General features: G+C 64.7%; 20 protein-coding genes. 2 read left to right on the top strand and 18 right to left on the bottom strand.

Features of this window, described 5'->3' with window-relative positions:
- Window positions 1-55: 55 nt before the first annotated feature.
- Complete coding sequence (locus tag PCLY_RS00315) at window positions 56-661, bottom strand: glutathione S-transferase (RefSeq protein WP_061237204.1); 606 nt, start codon at window positions 659-661, stop codon at window positions 56-58.
- 340 nt (window positions 662-1,001) lie between these two features.
- Between PCLY_RS00315 and PCLY_RS00310 the strand changes: the two genes are divergently transcribed.
- A complete protein-coding gene (locus PCLY_RS00310; RefSeq protein WP_061237202.1) occupies window positions 1,002-1,913 on the top strand; it encodes a LysR family transcriptional regulator in 912 nt (303 codons plus the stop codon).
- Between the two features lie 12 nt (window positions 1,914-1,925).
- On the opposite strand, the gene PCLY_RS00305 is transcribed toward PCLY_RS00310, so the two are convergent.
- From PCLY_RS00305 to dctP, 13 genes are all read right to left on the bottom strand, one after another.
- Entirely contained in the window at window positions 1,926-3,428 is a 1,503-nt protein-coding gene (locus PCLY_RS00305; RefSeq protein WP_061237200.1) for a tripartite tricarboxylate transporter permease, read from the bottom strand.
- An 11-nt stretch (window positions 3,429-3,439) separates the two neighbouring features.
- Complete coding sequence (locus PCLY_RS00300) at window positions 3,440-3,883, bottom strand: tripartite tricarboxylate transporter TctB family protein (protein WP_061237198.1); 444 nt, start codon at window positions 3,881-3,883, stop codon at window positions 3,440-3,442.
- Between the two features lie 55 nt (window positions 3,884-3,938).
- Window positions 3,939-4,919, bottom strand: coding sequence for a Bug family tripartite tricarboxylate transporter substrate binding protein (locus tag PCLY_RS00295; RefSeq protein ID WP_061237196.1), 981 nt, complete (start codon window positions 4,917-4,919; stop codon window positions 3,939-3,941).
- A gap of 597 nt (window positions 4,920-5,516) precedes the next feature.
- Window positions 5,517-6,317 carry an amidohydrolase family protein gene (locus PCLY_RS00290; protein ID WP_061237194.1) on the bottom strand — a complete coding sequence of 267 codons (801 nt, stop codon included), beginning with the start codon at window positions 6,315-6,317 and terminating at the stop codon, window positions 5,517-5,519.
- A gap of 2 nt (window positions 6,318-6,319) precedes the next feature.
- Window positions 6,320-7,804, bottom strand: coding sequence for a tripartite tricarboxylate transporter permease (locus tag PCLY_RS00285; RefSeq protein ID WP_061237192.1), 1,485 nt, complete (start codon window positions 7,802-7,804; stop codon window positions 6,320-6,322).
- Between the two features lie 15 nt (window positions 7,805-7,819).
- Window positions 7,820-8,296, bottom strand: a complete 477-nt coding sequence (locus tag PCLY_RS00280) for a tripartite tricarboxylate transporter TctB family protein (RefSeq protein WP_061237189.1) — start codon at window positions 8,294-8,296, stop codon at window positions 7,820-7,822.
- Window positions 8,293-9,264 carry a Bug family tripartite tricarboxylate transporter substrate binding protein gene (locus PCLY_RS00275; RefSeq protein WP_197432110.1) on the bottom strand — a complete coding sequence of 324 codons (972 nt, stop codon included), beginning with the start codon at window positions 9,262-9,264 and terminating at the stop codon, window positions 8,293-8,295. Before PCLY_RS00275 ends, PCLY_RS00280 begins: the two co-directional genes overlap by 4 nt.
- Window positions 9,265-9,397: 133 nt before the next feature.
- Entirely contained in the window at window positions 9,398-10,378 is a 981-nt protein-coding gene (locus PCLY_RS00270) for a hydroxyacid dehydrogenase (protein WP_061237187.1), read from the bottom strand.
- Between the two features lie 339 nt (window positions 10,379-10,717).
- Window positions 10,718-11,422: an IclR family transcriptional regulator gene (locus PCLY_RS00265; protein WP_061237185.1), complete on the bottom strand. Its 705-nt coding sequence runs from the start codon at window positions 11,420-11,422 to the stop codon at window positions 10,718-10,720.
- Window positions 11,423-11,571: 149 nt separating this feature from the next.
- Complete coding sequence (locus tag PCLY_RS00260; RefSeq protein ID WP_061237183.1) at window positions 11,572-12,510, bottom strand: SMP-30/gluconolactonase/LRE family protein; 939 nt, start codon at window positions 12,508-12,510, stop codon at window positions 11,572-11,574.
- A 4-nt stretch (window positions 12,511-12,514) separates the two neighbouring features.
- Complete coding sequence (locus PCLY_RS00255; RefSeq protein ID WP_197432109.1) at window positions 12,515-13,813, bottom strand: TRAP transporter large permease; 1,299 nt, start codon at window positions 13,811-13,813, stop codon at window positions 12,515-12,517.
- The gene (locus PCLY_RS00250; RefSeq protein WP_061237181.1) at window positions 13,810-14,331 is read right to left on the bottom strand and encodes a TRAP transporter small permease; all 522 of its coding nucleotides are present in this window, start codon (window positions 14,329-14,331) and stop codon (window positions 13,810-13,812) included. The genes PCLY_RS00255 and PCLY_RS00250 overlap by 4 nt, the downstream gene beginning before the upstream one ends.
- A 15-nt stretch (window positions 14,332-14,346) precedes the next feature.
- Window positions 14,347-15,333: a TRAP transporter substrate-binding protein DctP gene (gene dctP, locus PCLY_RS00245; RefSeq protein ID WP_061237179.1), complete on the bottom strand. Its 987-nt coding sequence runs from the start codon at window positions 15,331-15,333 to the stop codon at window positions 14,347-14,349.
- Window positions 15,334-15,981: 648 nt separating this feature from the next.
- Here dctP and PCLY_RS00240 point away from each other — a divergent pair.
- Window positions 15,982-16,659 (top strand): RraA family protein, encoded by a 678-nt coding sequence (locus PCLY_RS00240; protein ID WP_061237177.1) that lies wholly within the window; start codon window positions 15,982-15,984, stop codon window positions 16,657-16,659.
- A 90-nt stretch (window positions 16,660-16,749) separates the two neighbouring features.
- Here the strand turns inward: PCLY_RS00240 and madM are convergent, their stop codons facing one another.
- From madM to PCLY_RS00220, 4 genes are all read right to left on the bottom strand, one after another.
- Window positions 16,750-17,514, bottom strand: coding sequence for a malonate transporter subunit MadM (madM, locus tag PCLY_RS00235; RefSeq protein WP_061237374.1), 765 nt, complete (start codon window positions 17,512-17,514; stop codon window positions 16,750-16,752).
- A 5-nt stretch (window positions 17,515-17,519) separates the two neighbouring features.
- Window positions 17,520-17,921, bottom strand: coding sequence for a malonate transporter subunit MadL (gene madL, locus PCLY_RS00230; RefSeq protein WP_061237175.1), 402 nt, complete (start codon window positions 17,919-17,921; stop codon window positions 17,520-17,522).
- Between the two features lie 62 nt (window positions 17,922-17,983).
- Window positions 17,984-18,910, bottom strand: coding sequence for a malonate decarboxylase subunit epsilon (gene mdcH / locus PCLY_RS00225; protein ID WP_061237173.1), 927 nt, complete (start codon window positions 18,908-18,910; stop codon window positions 17,984-17,986).
- The gene (locus tag PCLY_RS00220; protein WP_061237171.1) at window positions 18,907-19,539 is read right to left on the bottom strand and encodes a malonate decarboxylase holo-ACP synthase; all 633 of its coding nucleotides are present in this window, start codon (window positions 19,537-19,539) and stop codon (window positions 18,907-18,909) included. The genes mdcH and PCLY_RS00220 overlap by 4 nt, the downstream gene beginning before the upstream one ends.
- Window positions 19,540-19,541 lie beyond the last annotated feature (2 nt).

The raw sequence follows: 19,541 nt of genomic DNA, 5'->3' as shown, positions 1-19,541 counted from the left end.
CAGCCTAGCAGGACGCCGGCACATTGCCGGGAAGGCAGCGCCGGAGCACAAAAGCTCACACCGGCTCGCTGGCCTGCATCGACGCGCGCAGAGCGAAGGCCTGCTGGAAGGCGGTCAAGCGCGGATGCGCGGCGCGCCAGTCGAGGTCGGCAAAGCGAAAATCCAGATAGCCCAGGGCGCAGGCCACACCGATCTGCGCCAGGTCGAGCGGCCCCTGCAACTGCGCGGCCTGGCGCTCCAGCTCGGCCAGGGCGCGCTGCACCTTGCCCAACTGGCCATCCAGCCAGGCCGCCCACCGCAGTTGCTCCGGACGCACACCGCGCTCGTAACGCGCTAGCAGGGCCGCATCCATCAGTCCATCGGCCAGCGCGGCCAGGCGCAGCACTTGCCAGCGCGAAGCCCCCTCCGGCAGCAGCTTCTGGCCCTGATGCAGGGTATCGAGGTACTCGCAGATCACTCGACTGTCGTACAGCGCCTCGCCTTCTCCGTTCAGCAGCACCGGAATCTTGCCCAGCGGATTGAGCGCATTGACCCGCTCGTTGAGCGTGGTCGGCAGTACGGCGGTGTCGAGCAACTCGATACGTTCCAGCAGGCTGGTCTCATGGGCGAGCACACGAACCTTGCGGGCGAAGGGTGAAGCGGCGGCGTAGATCAGTTGCATGCGCGTGTTCCTGTGTCAGGTTGTGAGGAGGCTGGTTGACGCCCCAGGCTGAGCGTCACGTCATCCAGCGCGAATATCCCATGGCCTCGCCGATGGGTAGTGCCGGTAGCTCACCGCGCATCAAGGCTGCAGGGCTTTCAGGTCTGATATCGCAGGCAGAGAAGCGAAATCCGTCATCACTGGACTGCTGATACGGCGGCCCCGACCACTGATCACATCAGCATTATTAGGATTACAGATAAAGAGGCGTTCCCGACACCACGGCCCTGCAACCAAAGTCGCACCCCGCCGCGCCACGCGGATACGGCACAATCAGCCATCGCTGAAAAAGGACTGGCCGATGCTGATCGATGAAGAACTGACCCTGAAGAAGCTGGAGGTTTTCCTGGCCTTCATGCGCAGCGGCAACCTGGCGCGCGCCGCCAGCGAGCTGCAGACCAGCAACGTCAGCGTGCACCGCGCCATCCATTCGCTGGAAAGCGCGCTGCGCTGCCCACTGTTCAAGCACGAGGGGCGCAACCTGATTCCGCTGGAGAGCGCCTATGTGCTGGAAGAGAAAGCCCAGAAGCTGATCCACGACGCTCAGGAGATGGTGCGCCTGACCCGCGAGGCAGCCGGCTTCGGCGCCGAACGCTTCAAGCTCGGCGCGCTCTACTCGTTGACGGTGAAGACCGTGCCGCAACTGATCATGGGCCTGAAGCTGCGCCGCAGCGAACTGAACATCGACCTGGTGCTCGGCTCCAACGTCGACCTGCTGTACAAGCTGAAGAACATGGAGCTGGACGCGATTCTGATCGCCCTCGACGACAGCATCAGCGACCCGGACTGCGAACAGCTGGCGCTGTTCTCCGACGACATTTTTCTCGCCGCGCCCAACGACTCGCCCTTCGCCGATCACCCCGAAGTCGACCTGGCCGACCTGCGCAACGACACTTTCATCACCCTGACCCAGGGTTACGCCACCTTCCGCGACGGCGAGCGGGTGTTCCAGCAGGCCGGCTTCGAGCCCAAGGTGGCGATGCAGGTCAAGGACATCTTCACCCTGCTCAGCATGGTCAGCTCAGGCGTCGGCTACGCCCTGCTACCCGGGCGCGTGGCGGCGGTGTACGAAAACCGGGTGAAACTGATCCCGCTGCAGGCCAAGTACCACCTGCAGCAGCATATCGGCGTGGTCTTCCTCAAGGCCAAGGAGCGTGACCCGAACCTGCTGGCGCTGCTGGCCGAATGCCGGATGTATAGCCGGCAGTCGTAAAGCACCAGGCGGTCAGGCCGAGCGGGGCTTGCGCCAGGCCATTAGCAGCGGGCGCAAGCCCAGCAGCAACACCAGGACGGTAAAGGCCAGCACGGTGGCGCTGATCGGCCGCTCGACAAAGGTCATGAAATCCCCACGCGACAGCAGCATGGCGCGGCGGAAGTGCTCCTCCATCATCGGCCCGAGGACGAAACCCAGCAGCAATGGCGCAGCAGGGAAACCAAGCACACGCATGGCGTAACCGAAGGCGCCGAACAGGGTCACCACCAGCACGTCGAAGGCGCTGTGGTTGACGCTGTAAGTGCCGATGCAGACGAACATCAGCACCGCCGGGAACAGCAGGTGGTACGGCACCATCAGCAGGCGCACCCAGAGGCCGATCAGCGGCACGTTGAGGATCACCAGCAGCAGGTTGCCGATCCAGAAGCTGATCACCAGGCCCCAGAACAGCGAAGGCTGGTCAGTCATCAATTGGGGGCCGGGGGCGATGCCGTGGATCATCAGCGCACCGAGCATCAGCGCCATGGTCGCACTGCCGGGAATGCCCAATGCCAGGGTGGGGATGAAGGCGGTCTGGTCGGCCGCATTGTTGGCCGACTCCGGCGCGACGATGCCCTCGATGGCGCCCTTGCCGAAACGCTCCGGCTCACGGGCCAGACGACGCTCGGTGGCATAGGCGAGAAACGCCGCGATGGACGGACCAGTGCCCGGCAGCGTGCCGAAGAACGAACCGATGCTCGAGCCACGCAGCATCGGCCACCAGGAGCGCTTGAGATCGTCACGGGTGGGCTTCATCGCCGCCAGACGCAGAGATTTGCGATCGACCTGGCCGCCGTCGACCTTGCCGATGCTGGCGATCACCTCGGCGACACCGAACAGCCCCATGGCCAGCGCCACCAGGTTGATGCCGTCGGCCAGGTCGAGCACACCGAAGTCGAAGCGCCGCGTGCCGGTATAGATGTCACTGCCGACAGTGCCAAAGAGGATGCCGAAGGCCACCATGATCAGGCCCTTGAGCAGCGAGCCGCCGGAAATGTTCGAGGCCGCCACCAGGCCTAGCAGCATCAACGCGAAGTACTCCGCCGAGGAGAAGCTCAGGGCGTAGTGGCTGATGGTCGAGGCCAGGCTCATCAGCAGGATGATGCCAAACGAACCGCCGAAGAACGACGCCACGGTGGTCATCAGCAGCGCCACGCCGCCGCGCCCTTGCTGCGCCATCGGGTAGCCGTCGAGGCAGGTTACCGCGCTGGACGGCGTGCCCGGCACGTTGAGCAGGATCGACGCCGTGCTGCCGCCGTAGCTGGTGCCGTACCAGATGCCGGCGAGCATGATCAGCGCGGCGGTGGGCTCCAGGTGGAACGTCATCGGGAACAGCATGGAGATGGCCGCCAGCACGCCAATGCCCGGAATCACCCCGAGCAGGGTGCCCATGAACACTCCGACGAAACAATAGAACAGGTTGTACCAGGAGAAGGCGGTCTCCATGCCGATCAGCAGATTGTCAGCGAAGGACATTCCGGCACCTTTCAGAACAGGTCGAAGTTCATATCCAGCGCGAGCTGGAAGATCAGGTAAGCGAGCAGCACCAGCGCGGCGCTGAGCAGCAACGCCTGTTTCGCGCGGGTCTTGCGATCGGCCATGGCGGAGATCAGCACCACGCCGAGCACGCCCGGGATAAGGCCGGAGTAGGTCACCGCCAGCGCGAAGAACGCGATGGCGCCAAGCACCAGCAGCGCCGGGCGCCACTGCACCGGCATGCCCTCGCGCAGCCCCGGACGCAGCCAGGCGAACAGGGCCAGCAGCGCGCCGAGCACCGCCAGCACGCTGCCCATGGCCACCGGAAACATGCCCGGGCCCATGCGCTGAATGCTGCCGATGTTGTAGTGGTTGACCGCGTAAAGCGCGATCACCACGCCGAACACCGCAATCAGCAGGCCGCTGATCGCGTCCTGATAGTTACGCTGTGACATTGCGAATTCCTCGAAAGGCCAGGAGCTAGACGGGCAGCCCCCGGCAGTTGCAGCCTTAGTTGACGGTGGCGCCGGAGACCTTGATCACTTCGCGCCAGCGCTCGATTTCCTCACCCAGCAAAGTGGTGAAGTAGGCGCTGTCTTCGTTGAGCACGGTGCTGCCCTCGGCTTCCATGGCCTTGCGCACCTTGTCCGAGCGCAGGGCTTCATTGATCACCTGATTGAGCTGGGCAACACGCTCGTCGGAGAGCCCGGCAGGGCCGACCACGGCTTTCCAGTCGGCGGTCTCGAAGCCGGCGAAGCCGCTCTCGGCCACCGTCGGCACGTCCGCCAGGATCGGGCTGCGCTGCGCCGAAGTCACGGCCAGCGGCCGCAGCGAGCCGGCGCGGATATGTGGCAGGACGCTGGGCATGCTGCCTATGTAGATGTCGACCACGCCCCCCATCACGTCACTGATGGCCTGGGCGATGCCCGGGTACGGCACGTGGGTCAGCTCGATGCCGGCCTTGCTCTGCAGCAGCTCCAGCGACAGGTGAGCCACGGTGCCCGAGCCCGGCGTGCCGAACAGCAGGCTGCCCGGCTCGGCCTTGGCATCGGCGAGGAAGCTGGGCAGATCCTTGATCGACGAATCACTGCGGGTAACGATGACCATCGGCTGGGTGGAGATCACCGCAATCTGGCGGAAGTCCTTCAGCGGGTCGTAGGGAATGTCCTTGTACAGGCTGGGGTTGACCGCCAGGTTGGAGGTCTGGCCGATGGCCAGGCTGAGGCCATCGGCCTTGGCCCGGGCCAGCTGCGCCAGGCCGATGTTGCCGCCGGCGCCGGGACGGTTCTCGACCACGAAGGTCCAGCCGGTGCTTTCACCAATCTGCTGGGTCAGCTGACGCGCGGAGATATCGGTGCCACCGCCAGGCGGGAACGGCACGATGAAACCGATGTTGCCCTGCGGATAATCATCCGCGTGAGCCGGGAGAGTCGACATGGCCAGGGCAACCAGGGCACTGGCGGTTAGCTTTCTTGTGATTTTGCCGATCATGGGGACGATCCTCGTTGGGGCTTCCTGATAGCCGCGGCACTGCTGCCTTGGCTCTTCTTCTCTACACAGTGGCGCCTCGCAAAACCCGGGGCGCCGTTTTGACGATCGGCAGGCAGGCCGATCAGGCAGTCGAACCGAAACAGGCATGGGCCGGCCGGGCAGCGGCCGACACAGGCAGCGGCGCCAGGCAAAAGACGAATGAGGTGCGGAGCTGAAAACCTGGCGCAGTCGCGCCGAGGGGCAGGATGCAGGGACGCAGCCAGGCGCCCGGCAGGGAGATGCTTCGACTCATGGTGCGGACCTTGTTGTTCTACTTCACCAGGGGCAGGTCAGGCCTGCTGCGAATAGGCTGAAGCCTAACATATAGAAATGTCATTTCAATAATGCCATTTCAGCTTCACCCAGCTCACACCCTGAAAAATGCTGCAGAGTGCGTCACCACGCACTCAAACAGCGATAAATAGCTCTAAAAAGCACCGTAAACTGTGTGCTTTCTCGGCATGCTCTCAGCCGCGACCGCCTGAAGCGAGCCAAAGGCGACTCCAGCCGCGGGCTTTAAAATCTATAAATAGAAATATCGTTCTATTAAATAAGATCTCAGAAACGATAGAGTCGCGCCGGATTGTCCACCAGGCAGGCCTGTAACTGACGCGCGTCCAGCTCGCGCTGGAGAAACGCCAGCATGTCCGCTGACTGCGGCAGCGGTTCGGCCGTCATCACATGCGGCCAGTCACTGCCCCACAGGCAGCGCTCGGTGTACTGCGTGAGCAGATGACGCAACGGCGCGGCGAGGTCGTCATACCGGCCAGGCTGACGACTGACACGGGTCGGCGCCAGCTTGACCCAGACCCGCCCGCTGTCGAGCAGGCGACTCAGGCCGGCGAGATCTGCAGTGCTGTCCGGAGCGATCTGGCCGAAGTGATCGAGCACCAGCGCCTGCCCTGCCGGCAGCTCGCCGAGCCTTGCCTGCAGCGCAGCGTAGCGCTGCGGCTCGGTATTCAGCTCGACATGCCAGCCCTGCTCGGCCGCCCGCGCAGCCAGCGCCGGCAGGCGTGGCAGGTCGTTGATACCGAGACGACTGCGATCCTGGATGCGGATCGCGCGTACGCCAGCAGCATCCAGCTCAGCGAGGTTCTGGCTGTGCTCGTCGATCATCGCCACGCCGCGCAACTCGATATCCGTGGTATTGCGCAGCACCTCGAGCAGATGGCTGTTATCGCTGCCATCGATCGACGCCTGCACCAGCACGGCACGGCCCATGCCTGCAACCTGCGCCTCCCGGCGAAACGCCTCGATGCTCTTGCGCGGCGGCCGGTAGCTGGCCTCGGCATAGACGCGATCCGGCGAAAACACATGAATGTGGCAATCGCACAGCGGCGCTGCAACGGGCGGACGCATGCTCAAGCTCCTCGAACGGCCTGGCGCCGGTGCTGCCAGGCGGCACCGAGCCCGCACAGCAGGGTCACCCCGAGCAGCGCCAGGACGATGGGCGAGTTGAGGAAGATGTCGGCACTGCCACCACCGGCCAGCAATGCCTGACGCAGGCTCTGCTCCAGCGACTGACCGAGGATCAGGCCAATCAGCAACGGCGGCAGCGGGAACCCGGCACGGCGCAAGGCGAAGCCGACACCACCGGCCGCGAGCATCACGCCGACATCGAACAGGCTGTTGTTCACCGAGTAGGCGCCGAACAGCGCGAGAATGGTGATCAACGGATAGAGGTGACGAGCCTGGATGCGGATCACGTGCACCGCGCCACGGAACATCGCCAGGCCGAAGATGATGCAGGGAATCGACAGCAGGATCAGCGCCAGGAAGATCGCATAGACTTCCACGCCGTGATCACGGAACAGGAACGGCCCCGGAGTCAGACCCTGCAGCATGAAGGCGCCGAGGATCACCGCCGTCACCGCGTCGCCAGGAATACCCAGCGCCAGCGTCGGCACCAGCGCCCCGCCAGTCACGGCATTGTTGGCTGCTTCCGGCGCGGCCACGCCCTCTGCCTCACCCTTGCCGAAGGCCTCCTTGCGTGGCGAACGCGAGCGCGCCAGGTTGTAGCTGACGAACGCCGGCACGGTGGAGCCGATGCCCGGCAGGATGCCGACGAAGGTGCCGATCAACGACGACAGCAGCAGCGTGCTGCGCATCCGCCACATGGCCAGAAAGCCCACCTTGCCGCTATCCACCGAAACCGGCTCGACCGCCGCGCGCTCGCCACGGCGACGCTCGAACACCTGCTGCAACACCTCGGACATGGCGAACAGACCGATCAACACCGGAATCAGCTGCAGGCCATCCTCGGCGGCGAAGCTGCCGAAGGTGAAGCGCGGCAGGCCTTCGATGGGGTCGAGACCCACGATGCTGGCGGCGATACCGACCAGCACCATGATCGCCGAGTCGAGCTTCGAGCCACCGCCGAACAGTACGATGATCGACAGCGCGAAGAACATCAGCGCGGCCATCTGCGCGGGGCCGAAATCCAGGGCGAAGGCTGCCAGCGGCTGCGCCAGCAGGATCAGCACCACACAGCTGAACAGATTGCCGAACACGCTGGAATACAGCGCCACGCGCAGCGCTTCGCCGGCGCGCCCCTGACGCGCCATGGGGTAACCATCGAGCACGGTGGCCGCCGAGGACGGCGTACCGGGCACATTGAGCAGGATGGCGGAGATCGAGCCGCCGAAGATAGCGCCCTGGTAGACCCCCAGTAGCAGGATGATCGCCGGAACCGGCGACATGCCGAAGGTCACCGGAATCAGCAGGGCGATGGCCATAGTCGGGCCGAGGCCCGGAATGGCGCCGATGATGATGCCGACGACGACACCGCAGACAGCCGCGACCAGCACCCATATGTCGAACAATGCGTAAAAGGCTTCGAGAAGCATGGCAGGCTCCGCCAGTCAGGGAAGGGGAATGTTCAGTGCGTAGCGCGCACCGAAGGTGACCAGCACAGCCACTACCAGCGGCAGCAGCACGCCTAGCAGCACCCGCCGCTCGCCCAGCACCCAGGCCAGCAGCACACCAACCGCCGCCGCGCAAAGCAGAAAACCCAGCGCATCCATGGCCAGCACGGCGCCTGCGATCAGCAGGCCGATCAGCAGCACACGACCCCAGTGCACCACCGGGCCGGGGGCATCCTCGACACTACTTCGCCGCAACCACAGACGCAGACCGGTGGCCAGCACCAGCAAGGCGAGAATCAGCCGTGGAAAGAAACGCGCATCCGGGCCGCTGTCACCGAAGTCGAACACCAGCACCTGGCTCTGCAGGGCCAGCAAGCCGGCCAGCGCCAGCAGCAGAATGATCAGAGTAGCCAGGCTCTGCAGGCCGAAACGGCAGGGTTTGGCGGACGCACCGCCGGATAGCTTGGCACTCATCGTTTCAGCTCCTCGGCCAGGTTGCGGTAGACCAGCAGATTGCGCTCGATCACCTCGTCCATCTGCGCGCCGGACATGATCCGTACCGGCTGACTGAGCTTGTCCATGTCACGGGCGAAGGATTCCGACGCCGCCGCTTCGGCGAACGCTGCACGCAGACGCTCGACGCGCTCGGGCGGCACACCACGCGGCACCATCAGGCCGACGATGGAGGGAAATTCGATGGCATAGCCGGCCTCGGTCAGGGTCGGAATCTGCGGAAAATCCGGGTCGCGACTGTCGTCGAGCACACCCAGCAGACGCAGGCGCTCGCTCCTGACCATATCGCGGTAAGCCGGCACCAGAGCAATGTCGATATGCCCGCCGAGCAGCGCCGCGGTGACACTGGAAGCACTGCTGAAAGGCACGTGCTGCAGGTCCGCCTGGGCCTTGCGCGCCAGCGCAGTGAAGGTCAGGCGCGGGCCACTCAGCGCCCCCGCCGTACCGTAGGTCAGGCGCTTGCCGGACGCTGCCGCGCGGATCAGCTCATCCAGCGAGTGATAGGGGCTGTCGGCCCGCACCAGCACACCGTGATAGGGGCCGGAGTAATTCATCAGCGAGACGAAATCGGCAATCGGGTCATAGCCGACCGGACGCAGCGCCGGGGTCACGAACAGCGGCGACGAGGTGGTGGCGATCAGCGCGTAGCCATCAGGCTTGGCCGCCGCCAGCGCGCGCATGGCATTGATGCCACCGCCACCGGGGCGGTTTTCCACCACCACCGGCTGGCCCAGCAGTGGCTCGGCCAGAGCCGCCAGACGCCGGGCGGAAATATCCGTGGTACCACCCGCGCCGTAGGGCACGATCAGCGAAATGGCCCGGCTCGGATAGTCCGCAGCCTGCGCCACGGGCAGCAGCAGCGACATCAGCAGGGCAGTGGCAGCCAGAAGGCCATGGCGAAGTGCAACCTTCGCAAGCAGCGTTTTCATGAGCTTTCCCTTGTTTTTATTGTGGGAATAGCGAACACCGCACACATGCGGCGCTCAGTGTGAAGCTGGGTGTCAGTTCGGGGCGCTAGCGAGCCCGCTCGGGCCGGCTCGTGTCAACGGCCCGCAGTGCTGCTCAGCCCCCTGGCAGCAGGTGGCGGTTGACCACGCAACGCGGCTCCAGCGCTTCGCCGGCCCAGTGGGCGACGATCTGCTGCACCGCAAGCAGGCCTACACGATCCTGCGACGCCTGCGTGTTGGCCCCCACATGCGGGGTCGCCACCAGATTGCCCAGCGACCACAGCTCGCTGTCGGCTGCTGGCGGCTCCTGCTCGAAGGTATCCAGGCCGGCCCCGCCAATCTCGCCGGCACGCAGCGCGGCCGCCAGCGCCTGACTGTCGATCAGCTCACCACGCGCCGTGTTGACCAGAATGCTCTCGGGCTTCATCAGCTTGAGCTGCTCGGCGCCAATAAGGTGGCGGTTATCGGCGGTCAGCGGACAGTGCAGGCTGATCACGTCGCACTCTTCGAGCAGGCGCTGGAAGTCGCTCTCGCGACTGACGTTGTCACGCTCAGGCAGATGCTTCAGGTAAGGATCGAAAATACGCACCTGCATCTTCAGCGGCGCGACCAGGTCGAGCAGGATCCCGCCAATCGAGCCCAGGCCGACCAGGCCCAGGGTCTTGCCGGACAGCTCCACGCCCTTGGCGGTGGCCTTGTCCCAGTGACCGGCGCGCATACGGCCATCCAGCCAGGCCACCTGGCGGGCCACGGCGAACATCAGGGCGAAGGCATGCTCGGCCACCGACTGGGCATTGGCACCCAGGGCGATGGTCACCGGGATATTGCGTGCGGCTGCAGCCTGAATGTCGATGGTGTCGTAGCCCACACCATGCTTGGCGATGATCTTCAGATCGGGCGCAGCGTCGATCAGTTCGCGAGCGAACTTGCCCTGACGGACGATGGCCGCACCCGGCTGCTCGCTGGCGATGATGGCGAGGAGCTCGTCGAGCGGCGCGTAAGGCCGGGTCGGAATGACCTTGACGCCCTGTTCGGCGGCGAAGGCCATGGCAGAAGGCGACAACGCCGGACCTGTAACCAGGATGCTTCGATTCATGGTGCGTACCTTGTTCTTTTATGTTCACCAACGGCGGGGCTACCCCACCGGAGCAGTAGGCAGATTACCATAAAGAAACGGCATTTCAAAAATAAGAAAAAGGAAAAGAAGACTCCAGCGAAACCACAACAAAACCGAGCAAAAACCCAGATTCATGACGAGATCAGCGCAATTAAAAATACAAAAAAGAAATGCCATTTCGATAAATGGCAAGGCGTGTAGCCTGCCGACCCTAAGCCAGCAAGGCCATGGGCCAGAGGGGCGTTTCGCGGAGTATCTGCTCACTCATGGGCCGCACGCGGTCAGACAGACCGACGCACTACCACAGCTCAGCCGCCTTCAGCCCCAGGTGAAATCGACCTTGCAACCCAGGCTGCGAGCCAGATCGGCCGCTGCCTTGCAGAACGCCTCGCGCAGAATGCCGGCACGCTCCTCGGTGAGCCGGCTGGCAGGCCCGGAGATCATCAGCGCACCGACCATCTCATCACCCGCGCCGAAGATCGGCAGCGCCATGGCCGCCGCATGTGGGTCGGTGACCCCGCTGGAGTAGAACGGCTCGGTGAGGGTTCGCGCCTTGTCGATGCTGGTACGCAGCGCCTGGGCGCCGGCAGCATTGTCCATAGGCCGCATGTCGCCTGGCTGCAGGTGCAGACGCAGGCGATGCGGCGAGTTGACCCGATACTGGCACAGGCGATAGGCGCCATGGCGCACGTAGAGCGAGGCGGTTTCGCCGGTTTCGTCGGTCAGCGCCTGCAGCACCGGCATGACATGCCGCTCCAGGTCGAGGGCGTCCTGGTAGACGGCATTCAGGCGCATGACCTCGCTGGCCAGCTGGTAGCGCCCATCGGCCATGCGATTGATCAGACCGAAGGTTTCCAGCGATACCGTCAGGCGCATGATGGTGCTCTTGTTCAGGCCGGTGCGCTCGGCGAGCTCGACCAGCCCCAACGAAACATCACCCACCTGAAACGCGGTCAACACGGTCAGAACGCGGTCGGCCGAAGCGACGCCACTGACGGCCGGGCGAGGGCGTGTTTTGATCATCAAGAGTTCCTCATCGACAGACGATTTAGCAGTTTGCCGAGCATTATCGAGCCCCGACGACCGGATGCGCCACATTTGTAGCGCATGGCGTGAAGATGAGGCGCGCGGCGCCCCCCTCCTGGCGACGGCGCCGCGCCGCGAACGATGACCTAGCGCAAGCCCCAGCCCGAGGCCATCGGCTGCCCCGCCACCGGCAGCTCGGCGCGCAGAATGGAGCCCGAGTCGGACTCGGTGATGTACAGCGTGCGCCCGTCCGGTCCGCCGAAAGCGCAGTTGGTGGTACCCAGGCCCTTGGGCGAGCGCACCACCGCAATCGGAATGCCGAGGGCATCGTGCACCCACACCAGGCCCATGCCGGTCTGGCAGACCACCACGCCGTTGTCGCGGGTCAGCGCCAGGCCATCCGGCCCGGCGCGGCCGCCGGAGAACTGCAGAAACAGCCCGGCCTTGACCACCCGCTGGCTCTGCGACAGCGGCAGACGCCAGACCGCATTGGCGCGGGTCACCGCCACGTACAGGGTGTGCCCGCTGCTATCGAGCACCAGACCGTTGGGGCTCGGCACCTTGTCGATCAGGCAATCCAGGCGGCCGCTGTCCGGATACCAGCGATAGACACGCCCACTGGGATCCTGCAGGCCGGTCTGCCCCTGATCGGTGAAATACAGCGCGCCATCAGGGCCGAAGTGCAGATCGTTGCAGCCCTTGAAGCCTTCGCTGTCGGCATCGCCGAGCACGGTCTCGACCTGACCGCTGGCCGGGTCGAGGCTCATGATGCCGTTGCGGAAATCGGCGATGAAGATGCGCCCGTGGGCATCGATCTTCAGGCCGTTGGGCTGGCCGTCGTACTCGGCCATCAGTTCCACCTCGCCGCCCGGCGAGGCGCGGAAGATGCGCCCGAAGGGGATGTCGACGAACCACAGGTTGCCCTGCAGATCGAACGACGGCCCTTCGATAAAGCTGTCCACCGGTGCGCCGCGACGATTCTTGTCGGCCCAGTAGGAGCGCGCAGCGGGACGGCGCAGCGCCGGCGGCAGACTGGTGAAGACTTCGGCCTCGATCAGCAGCGGATCGGGATGGGGAAAGGCCATGCTATCAACCTCCAACGGTCAGATTGGGGAACCACAGCGCGATGTCGGGCAGCGCGATGAGCAGCAACAGGAAGGCCAGGATGATGATGAAATAGGGCAGCACGCCCATCACCACATCTTCCACCCTGGTGTCCTTGTCCGAACCGGCGACCACGAACAGGATCACCCCCAGCGGCGGGGTCAGCTGGCCCAGTTCCACCAGCACGACGACGAAGATGCCGAACCAGATCGGATCCACACCCATGGCCATCAGCGTCGGGAAAATCACCGGAACGATGATGGCGATCATGCCCAGGCCTTCCATGAAGCAGCCGAGAATGGCGAACACCAGCATCAGGATCAGCAACAGGCCGACCTTGGACAGGCCGGCCTGCGCCACCCAGTCGACCATCTGTTCCCCCACCCCGGACAGCGCGGTGGCGTAGGCGAAGATCATCGAGATGAACACGATGAACAGCACGTTGCCGCTCATCAGCAGGGTGCGCGACATGGCCGAGCGCAGCATGGCCAGATTCAGCCGACGGTACAGCGCGGCAATCAACATCGCGCCGACCACGCCCAGTGCTCCGGCCTCGGTCGGGGTGGCCAGGCCGCTGTAGATGCTGCCGAGGATCATCAGGATCAACAGGCCGAAGGGGAGCACGTCGCTCAGTGCCTGCAGGTAATCGCGCAGCGAGCGCTGTTGCGTGTCGCGCGGCACCAGATCCTTGTTGAGCAGCGCACGCGCCATGATGAACAGGCTGTAGCAGGCGCCGAGCAGAATGCCCGGGATCAGGCCGGCAGCGAACAACTTGGCGATCGAGGTTTCGGTGAAAGTGGCGTAGATGATCATGGTGATCGACGGCGGGATGAGAATCCCCAGGGTGCCGCCAGCGGCCAGCGAACCGGCTACCAGCCGGCGGTTGTAACCGCGCGCGGATAACGCCGGCAAGGCCACGGTAGACATGGCCGCCGCCGTCGGCGCACTGCCGCCCGCCACGGCAGCGAACACGCCGCTGCCGACGATGTTGGTATGCAGCAGGCCGCCAGGCAGGCGCTTCACGAACGGCGCGATGCCGTTGTACAGACGCCCGCTCAGGCCACTGGCCAGGAGAATCTCGGCCATCAGGATGAACAGTGGAATGGCAGCCAGGGTAAAGCTGTTGGCCGAACCCCAACTGACCAGGCCGAGTGCCTTCCAGCCAGTAACGCCCTTGAACAGGAACAGGTAGATCAGCGCCGCTGCGCCGACCGCGAACTGCACCCACAGACCGCCGATGATCAGCACCAGCAGCACGATGAAAGCGATGGCAGCATCCATCATTCAGCCCTCTTGGCGCGCAGCGTGACGATCAGCTGTTCGATGATGAAGATGGCAATCATCGACAGGCCCAGCGGCACCAACAGTTGCGGAATCCACAGCGGCGTCATCAGCGTGGTGGGGGCAACGTTGCCACGCGCATAGGAGCTCAGCACCAGCTTGCCGGTCTGCCAGATCAGCACCGCGCAAACGCCCAGCGAGATCAACTGGAACAGCAGGTTGAGCACGCGCTGCAGAGCTGCCGGCAGCGCATGCAGAACGAAGCCGACCTGGAACAGGCTATTGCTGCGCAGGCTGAGACTGGCGCCGAACAGGGTGAGGCCGACCACCAGGTAACCCGCCAGCTCTTCCATGACCTTCAGCGAGTAGCTGAAGAACGAGCGCGAAACAATCTCCGCGCACACCAGCAGCACCAGCGAGACCAGCGCCAGGCCGGTGATGAAGCGCACCAGCGCGGCCACGCCATCGAATAGGCGGCCAGCCGAAACCGGCTGCCCTGCCTGCAGATCTACTTCGCTCATGGTCGGCTCCGGCTCTTACTTACCAAGGGCTTGCAGGACTTCGCCGAGGACCTTCTCGTATTGCGGGCCAGCGCCTTTGGCCCATTCACGCCAGAACGGCGCCAGCTTCTGCTGCGCGGCAGCGACGGTCGCCGCATCGACCTCGACGATCTTCATCCCGGCCTTGGCCTGGCTCTGCTTCTGCACTTCCTCGTCTTCGATGAAACCCTGGTCGATCTTGATGATTTCGTCAGCGACGATGGCATCGAGCTTGGCGCGGGTGGCGTCGGACAGATCGTCGTAGGAATCCTGATTGGCGATCAGCGCACTGAAGGCGTAGCTGACCGGCAGGCGGTAGTTGTTCGGCAGGAATTCGTGCCAGTTCTTCGCCCCACCCGCGCTGGCCGTCAGCACACCGTCGATCACCCCGCGCTCCAGAGCACTGGGCACGTCGGTGCCAGCCAGGGTGATCGCCGAACCACCGAAGGCCTCGACGAAGGCGCCCTGCTCCGGCGAGGTGACGCGAATCTTGCGCCCAGCCAGGTCGTCCAGGCCGTGCATCTCGAAACGCGTGAACAGGGTCTGCTGCGGGTAGCGGTAGCTGCCCAGATAGGCCACACCCTGTTTGGCGAAACCCTCCTTGAGGTAAGGCTCCATGACCTTGTAGGCCTTGTCCCATTCCTCGGCGTTGTTGATCAACATCGGCAGGTTGAGGATGCGCGCGATCTGCACGTTGCCGGAGAAGAACAGGTCAGCGGCGAAATCGACGATACCGTCACCGGCAGCCTGCGTGATATCGGTCGACGAAATCTGCAGGGTCTTGCCCAGGTGCAGGGTGATCGACAGGTCTCCGTCGGTATCCGCCTTGATGCGCTGGGAAATCCGCTCCATGCCCTGCACCGCGGCAGTGGTGGATACGGCGGAATAGGTGTAGCCAGTCCAGTTGGCGGCGTGCGCCACAGCGGCAGCGGCGCTACCGATCAGTACCAGGCTGGAAAGCAGATAGCGTTTGGCGAATCCCATGATCAGTTCCTCGTGACAACGTCTGTATGGCCGGGGCCTGACGAGGTGCCAGAGCGCCGCGCAGAGCTGCGCGCCGTCCGCCAACCGCGAAAAGCCGTCTTGTTGTAATCGAACGGGGTCAGTGCCTTGCGCGGATGGCGCGGGGCGCGTGACTTCGCGGCAAGGGCGAGCGCGATGCGCAGGGCAACTCAGGGCTGACCATTCCCAGGCGGGCGGTGACAGCCCAAGACTGGTCAGCGGCGATGGGGGCGGGAAGTTCGGCGGACAGCCCATGGGGCCGGGTCGCAGAGCGCTTGACGGCCGCTGCGGCGGCAAAGGCCATGGCAGATGGCGATAGCGCCGGGCTGCTGCCCAGGGTGCTTCGAGTCATGGTGCGTACCTTGTTCTTGTTGGTTCGTCTGCTTCCGGGAGGCAGCCCGGCGACGGTCAATCCAGACTAGCATAAAGAAATGGCATTTCAATAAGAGCTTTTTGCCTGACGACAATCGGCCATGCACAGGCCCTTCACCCGCGAGACGACCCAAAAAACACCCAAATTGACCCAGCAATCGCCTGTGCGACTGTTGTATACCCGTACCTCTCAATGATATTTATGAAATGACATTTCATAAACCCACAATGACTATCATCATCACGAGGTATCAATTCATGTCCATCGGATTCAGGGTCCTGCCTGCCGCTCGCAAAGTCAGCGCGGAGTGGGTCGAGCGTTTCCGCCACGTTCCTGTCGCCTGCGTCAGCGACTCGATGAACCGGATGACCGCCGGTGGCTCACGTCTGCGTCCGATGCATGGCGGCGGCGTCCTGGCCGGCCCGGCGCTGACGGTCAAGGCCCGTCCGGGTGACAACCTGATGCTGCACCATGCACTGGATATCGCCGAACCCGGCGACGTGGTGGTGGTCGACGCTGGCGGTGACCTGAGCAACGCCCTGATCGGCGAAATGATGGTGGCCTACGCCGCCACGCGCGGAGTTGCCGGCATCGTCATCAACGGGGCGATCCGCGATGCAGCAGCCATCCGCGCCGGTGACTTCCCCCTGTTCGCCGCCGGTATCACCCATCGCGGCCCGTACAAGGACGGCCCGGGTGAAATCAATGTACCAATCGCCATCGACGGCATGGTCATCGAGCCGGGCGATCTGCTGATCGGCGACGACGATGGCCTGCTGTGCGTGCCCTACGACGAAGTCGCTGGTGTGTATGAACGCGCCGACGCCAAGAACCGCGCGGAAATTGCGCAGCTCGAACGCATCGCCGCCGGCCAGAACGACCGCAGATGGGTCATCGAATCGCTGCGTCAGAAGGGCTGCCAACTGCCCGAATAAGGTCACCTGCCCCTGCCTGTGCGCCTGGCACAGGCAGGAACGCGCCACGATGAGCGAATAAAAAAGCCCGCCTTGAAGGCGGGCGAAGTGTCAGCCCAGAAGGCCGCGCATCAGAAAGTAGAGCAAGGATGGGCCGAGCAGGCAGCCCAGTGCGGTGTAGAACGCAGCCGTCAGGCAACCGTACGGCACCAGCTTGGGATCGGTCGCGGCCAGGCCGCCGGCCACGCCACTGGAAGTCCCCATCAGACCACCGAAGATCACCGCGCTGCGCGGATTGTCCAGGCCGATGTAGGGCGCGACGAAAGGCGTCGCCACCATCACCAGGATCGCCTTGATCAGCCCTGCGGCGATGGACAGTGCCATCACGTCGGAGCTGGCGCCGAGTGCTGCACCGGTAACCGGGCCGACGATGTAGGTCACCGCGCCGGTGCCGATGGTGGTCAGGCTGACCACGTCGGTGTAGCCGAAGGCCATGGCCACTGCCACACCGGCGATGAAGGACGAAAACACCCCGACGAACAAGGCCAGCACCCCGGCGACACCGGCGCGCTTGAGCTCCTCGACACTGACCCCGAAACCGGTGGCGACGATGGCGAAGTCGCGCAGCATGGCGCCGCCGAGCAGGCCGATGCCGGCGAACAGCGGAATATCCACCAGGCCCTTCTGCCCACCGGTATAGGCACCGCCGATATACGACAGCAGCAACCCGAGCAGGATGGCGATGGCCGAGCCGTGCAGCCGGCCCTTGGTGAACTTGTCGGAGATCCAGTAGGACACCCACATGGTGATGCCGATGATGGCGAAGCCGCTGAGCAGGCCGTAGCTGGTGACTACCTTGAGCAGAGATTCGTACATGCTGATCACCGTGGCGCTTTGGTCAGAGGGGAAGTGGCATCGGTTTCAGGCTTCTTTTGCCCGATACGGCTGAGCACCGGCACCAGGGCGAAGCCGGCCACCACGGCGGCAGTCCCGGCGATGATCGCCATCGGCCCACCGCTGAGCGCGCCGTAAACGTTTTGCTGAGCCGCCATGGCGACCACGATGGGGATGTAGATGGCACTCCAGAACTCCACGCCCTGTTCCGACTTGCCGACGAACAGGCCACGTTTTTTCAGGTAACTGCCGAGGAAGATAAGCAGCAGCATGGCGATGCCGACACCGCCGACATTGGCGGGCACGCCGATGAGTTGTCCCAGCAGTGAACCGATAAAGATTCCTGCCAGGGTGCAGAACGCCAGAAAGGCGACACCGTAGATGATCATTGTTGTTGTCCTCGTCTTACGTATCGAAGTTGTTGTTCTTGTGCTTCGGTAAACGCTACGGCTCAGCGGTCGCGGCTTACCTCCTGACGCAACATGGCGTCGAGTGTATCCAGACGGGCACCGCTGAAGGCGATGGCCTGACCGGGTTCGAATACGCGGCGGGCGAGCCCGGTCAGCACGCCACCGGGCGGCAGTTCCAGGTGCAGGCCCACGCCACGCTCATAGGCGGTGACCAGGGTGGCCTGCCAGTCGACGACGCGGCTCATGTTGCAGGCCAGGTCGTCGCGCAGGGCTTCGGGATCACGGATCAGGCGCGCCGAGCTGCTGCTCAGGTAGCGTACCTGCGGCGCCCGCAGCTCGACCTTGGCGAATGCTGACGCCAACTCCCGAGCCGGTGCATCGAGCAGTTCGCAGTGCGACGGCACGCTCATGGCCAAACGCTTTGCCGCACCCGCCCCCAGCGCACGGGCACGCTCGGCGACGGCGGCCATGGCGGCCTCGCTGCCGGCGATCACCAGTTGGGTTTCGGCATTGATATTGGCCAGGTACACCGGGCCGTCGGCTTCGGCCAGCAGGCGCTCGACGCTGCTCTGGTCGAGGCCGAGGATGGCGGTCATGCCGTAGCCATCAGGATAAGCGCGCTGCATCAGCTCGCCACGCAGGGCGACCAGGCGCACGGCATCGGCGTAGTCCAGCGCACCGGCCACCACGGCGGCGGCATAGGCACCGATGGACAGGCCGGCGACGTAGTCGGGGCGATGGCCGCGTTCGCTGAGCAGACGCGAAGCCGCCACACCGGCAATCAGCAGGCACAGTTGCACGGCGCGGGTAGCTTGCAGCGCTTCGGGCGAGTCCAACAGGCGCACGTCTTCACCCAGGGCGGCGCTGGCCTGCTCGATACAGGCCTGTACCACCGGGGCAGCGGGCAAGGCATGCAGCATGCCGGGCTGCTGCGCGCCCTGGCCGGGAAAGGCCCAGAGCGTGCTCACGCGGCCACCTGCTGCAACTGCCACGGGTCGCTGACCAGCAGCGGGCCGTTCTGGGTTTTCAGCAAAACACGTGGCGTCTGGCCGGCCCACTCACGCAGGGCCACGGCGCCATATGGGGTTTCCAGTTGCAGATCGATACGCCCCGGCGCGGCGTCCAGCAGCACGCACAATGTCCGCGCCTCGGCGCGAGAAAGCAGATCGGGCGCACGTAACGACAAGTCGAGATCGCTGTCCGGGTGCGCCGCCGTGATGCCGCTGGCCAGCTCGAAACCCAGGCTGCCGGTGACGCCCCAGGCCACGCCCAGGGCATCCAGATGCGGCGCCAGCTGGCCCAGGGCGCGCAACGCCGGCCAGTGTGGCTGCGCGTGACTGCGCCAGCGTCCGGCCCGTGCCACCGCCTGCGGGCTGACCAGCCGGCTGATTTCGCTCACCCGCATCCAGCTGGCGTGCCGCTGTTCACGCGCAGCGCCACGGACACCCACCGCGACCCAGCCTGGCTCGGCCGGAGCACGGCGCACCACCACCGGCACATGCGCACCCAGGGCGGCGCGAGCCCAGGCCGGCGCCTCCTGCGGCAGTTGCTCGGGGCGCAGGCCCCAGAGCAGGTCATGTGGACGGGGGGTATGCATGA

This window comes from Ectopseudomonas composti (genome assembly GCF_001567565.1).
Lineage (GTDB): Bacteria > Pseudomonadota > Gammaproteobacteria > Pseudomonadales > Pseudomonadaceae > Aquipseudomonas > Aquipseudomonas composti_A.
Note: the sequence above shows the minus strand (reverse complement) of the source record. Positions and strands in the feature narration are given on the sequence as shown.

What these genes read in the sequence shown, in the direction of transcription:
- PCLY_RS00315 (WP_061237204.1), bottom strand. Translation starts at nt 661, where the DNA reads ATGCAACTGATCTACGCCGCCGCTTCACCCTTCGCCCGCAAGGTTCGT.
- PCLY_RS00310 (WP_061237202.1), top strand. Translation starts at nt 1,002, where the DNA reads ATGCTGATCGATGAAGAACTGACCCTGAAGAAGCTGGAGGTTTTCCTG.
- PCLY_RS00305 (WP_061237200.1), bottom strand. Translation starts at nt 3,428, where the DNA reads ATGTCCTTCGCTGACAATCTGCTGATCGGCATGGAGACCGCCTTCTCC.
- PCLY_RS00300 (WP_061237198.1), bottom strand. Translation starts at nt 3,883, where the DNA reads ATGTCACAGCGTAACTATCAGGACGCGATCAGCGGCCTGCTGATTGCG.
- PCLY_RS00295 (WP_061237196.1), bottom strand. Translation starts at nt 4,919, where the DNA reads ATGATCGGCAAAATCACAAGAAAGCTAACCGCCAGTGCCCTGGTTGCC.
- PCLY_RS00290 (WP_061237194.1), bottom strand. Translation starts at nt 6,317, where the DNA reads ATGCGTCCGCCCGTTGCAGCGCCGCTGTGCGATTGCCACATTCATGTG.
- PCLY_RS00285 (WP_061237192.1), bottom strand. Translation starts at nt 7,804, where the DNA reads ATGCTTCTCGAAGCCTTTTACGCATTGTTCGACATATGGGTGCTGGTC.
- PCLY_RS00280 (WP_061237189.1), bottom strand. Translation starts at nt 8,296, where the DNA reads ATGAGTGCCAAGCTATCCGGCGGTGCGTCCGCCAAACCCTGCCGTTTC.
- PCLY_RS00275 (WP_197432110.1), bottom strand. Translation starts at nt 9,264, where the DNA reads ATGAAAACGCTGCTTGCGAAGGTTGCACTTCGCCATGGCCTTCTGGCT.
- PCLY_RS00270 (WP_061237187.1), bottom strand. Translation starts at nt 10,378, where the DNA reads ATGAATCGAAGCATCCTGGTTACAGGTCCGGCGTTGTCGCCTTCTGCC.
- PCLY_RS00265 (WP_061237185.1), bottom strand. Translation starts at nt 11,422, where the DNA reads ATGATCAAAACACGCCCTCGCCCGGCCGTCAGTGGCGTCGCTTCGGCC.
- PCLY_RS00260 (WP_061237183.1), bottom strand. Translation starts at nt 12,510, where the DNA reads ATGGCCTTTCCCCATCCCGATCCGCTGCTGATCGAGGCCGAAGTCTTC.
- PCLY_RS00255 (WP_197432109.1), bottom strand. Translation starts at nt 13,813, where the DNA reads ATGATGGATGCTGCCATCGCTTTCATCGTGCTGCTGGTGCTGATCATC.
- PCLY_RS00250 (WP_061237181.1), bottom strand. Translation starts at nt 14,331, where the DNA reads ATGAGCGAAGTAGATCTGCAGGCAGGGCAGCCGGTTTCGGCTGGCCGC.
- dctP (WP_061237179.1), bottom strand. Translation starts at nt 15,333, where the DNA reads ATGGGATTCGCCAAACGCTATCTGCTTTCCAGCCTGGTACTGATCGGT.
- PCLY_RS00240 (WP_061237177.1), top strand. Translation starts at nt 15,982, where the DNA reads ATGTCCATCGGATTCAGGGTCCTGCCTGCCGCTCGCAAAGTCAGCGCG.
- madM (WP_061237374.1), bottom strand. Translation starts at nt 17,514, where the DNA reads ATGTACGAATCTCTGCTCAAGGTAGTCACCAGCTACGGCCTGCTCAGC.
- madL (WP_061237175.1), bottom strand. Translation starts at nt 17,921, where the DNA reads ATGATCATCTACGGTGTCGCCTTTCTGGCGTTCTGCACCCTGGCAGGA.
- PCLY_RS00220 (WP_061237171.1), bottom strand. Translation starts at nt 19,539, where the DNA reads ATGCATACCCCCCGTCCACATGACCTGCTCTGGGGCCTGCGCCCCGAG.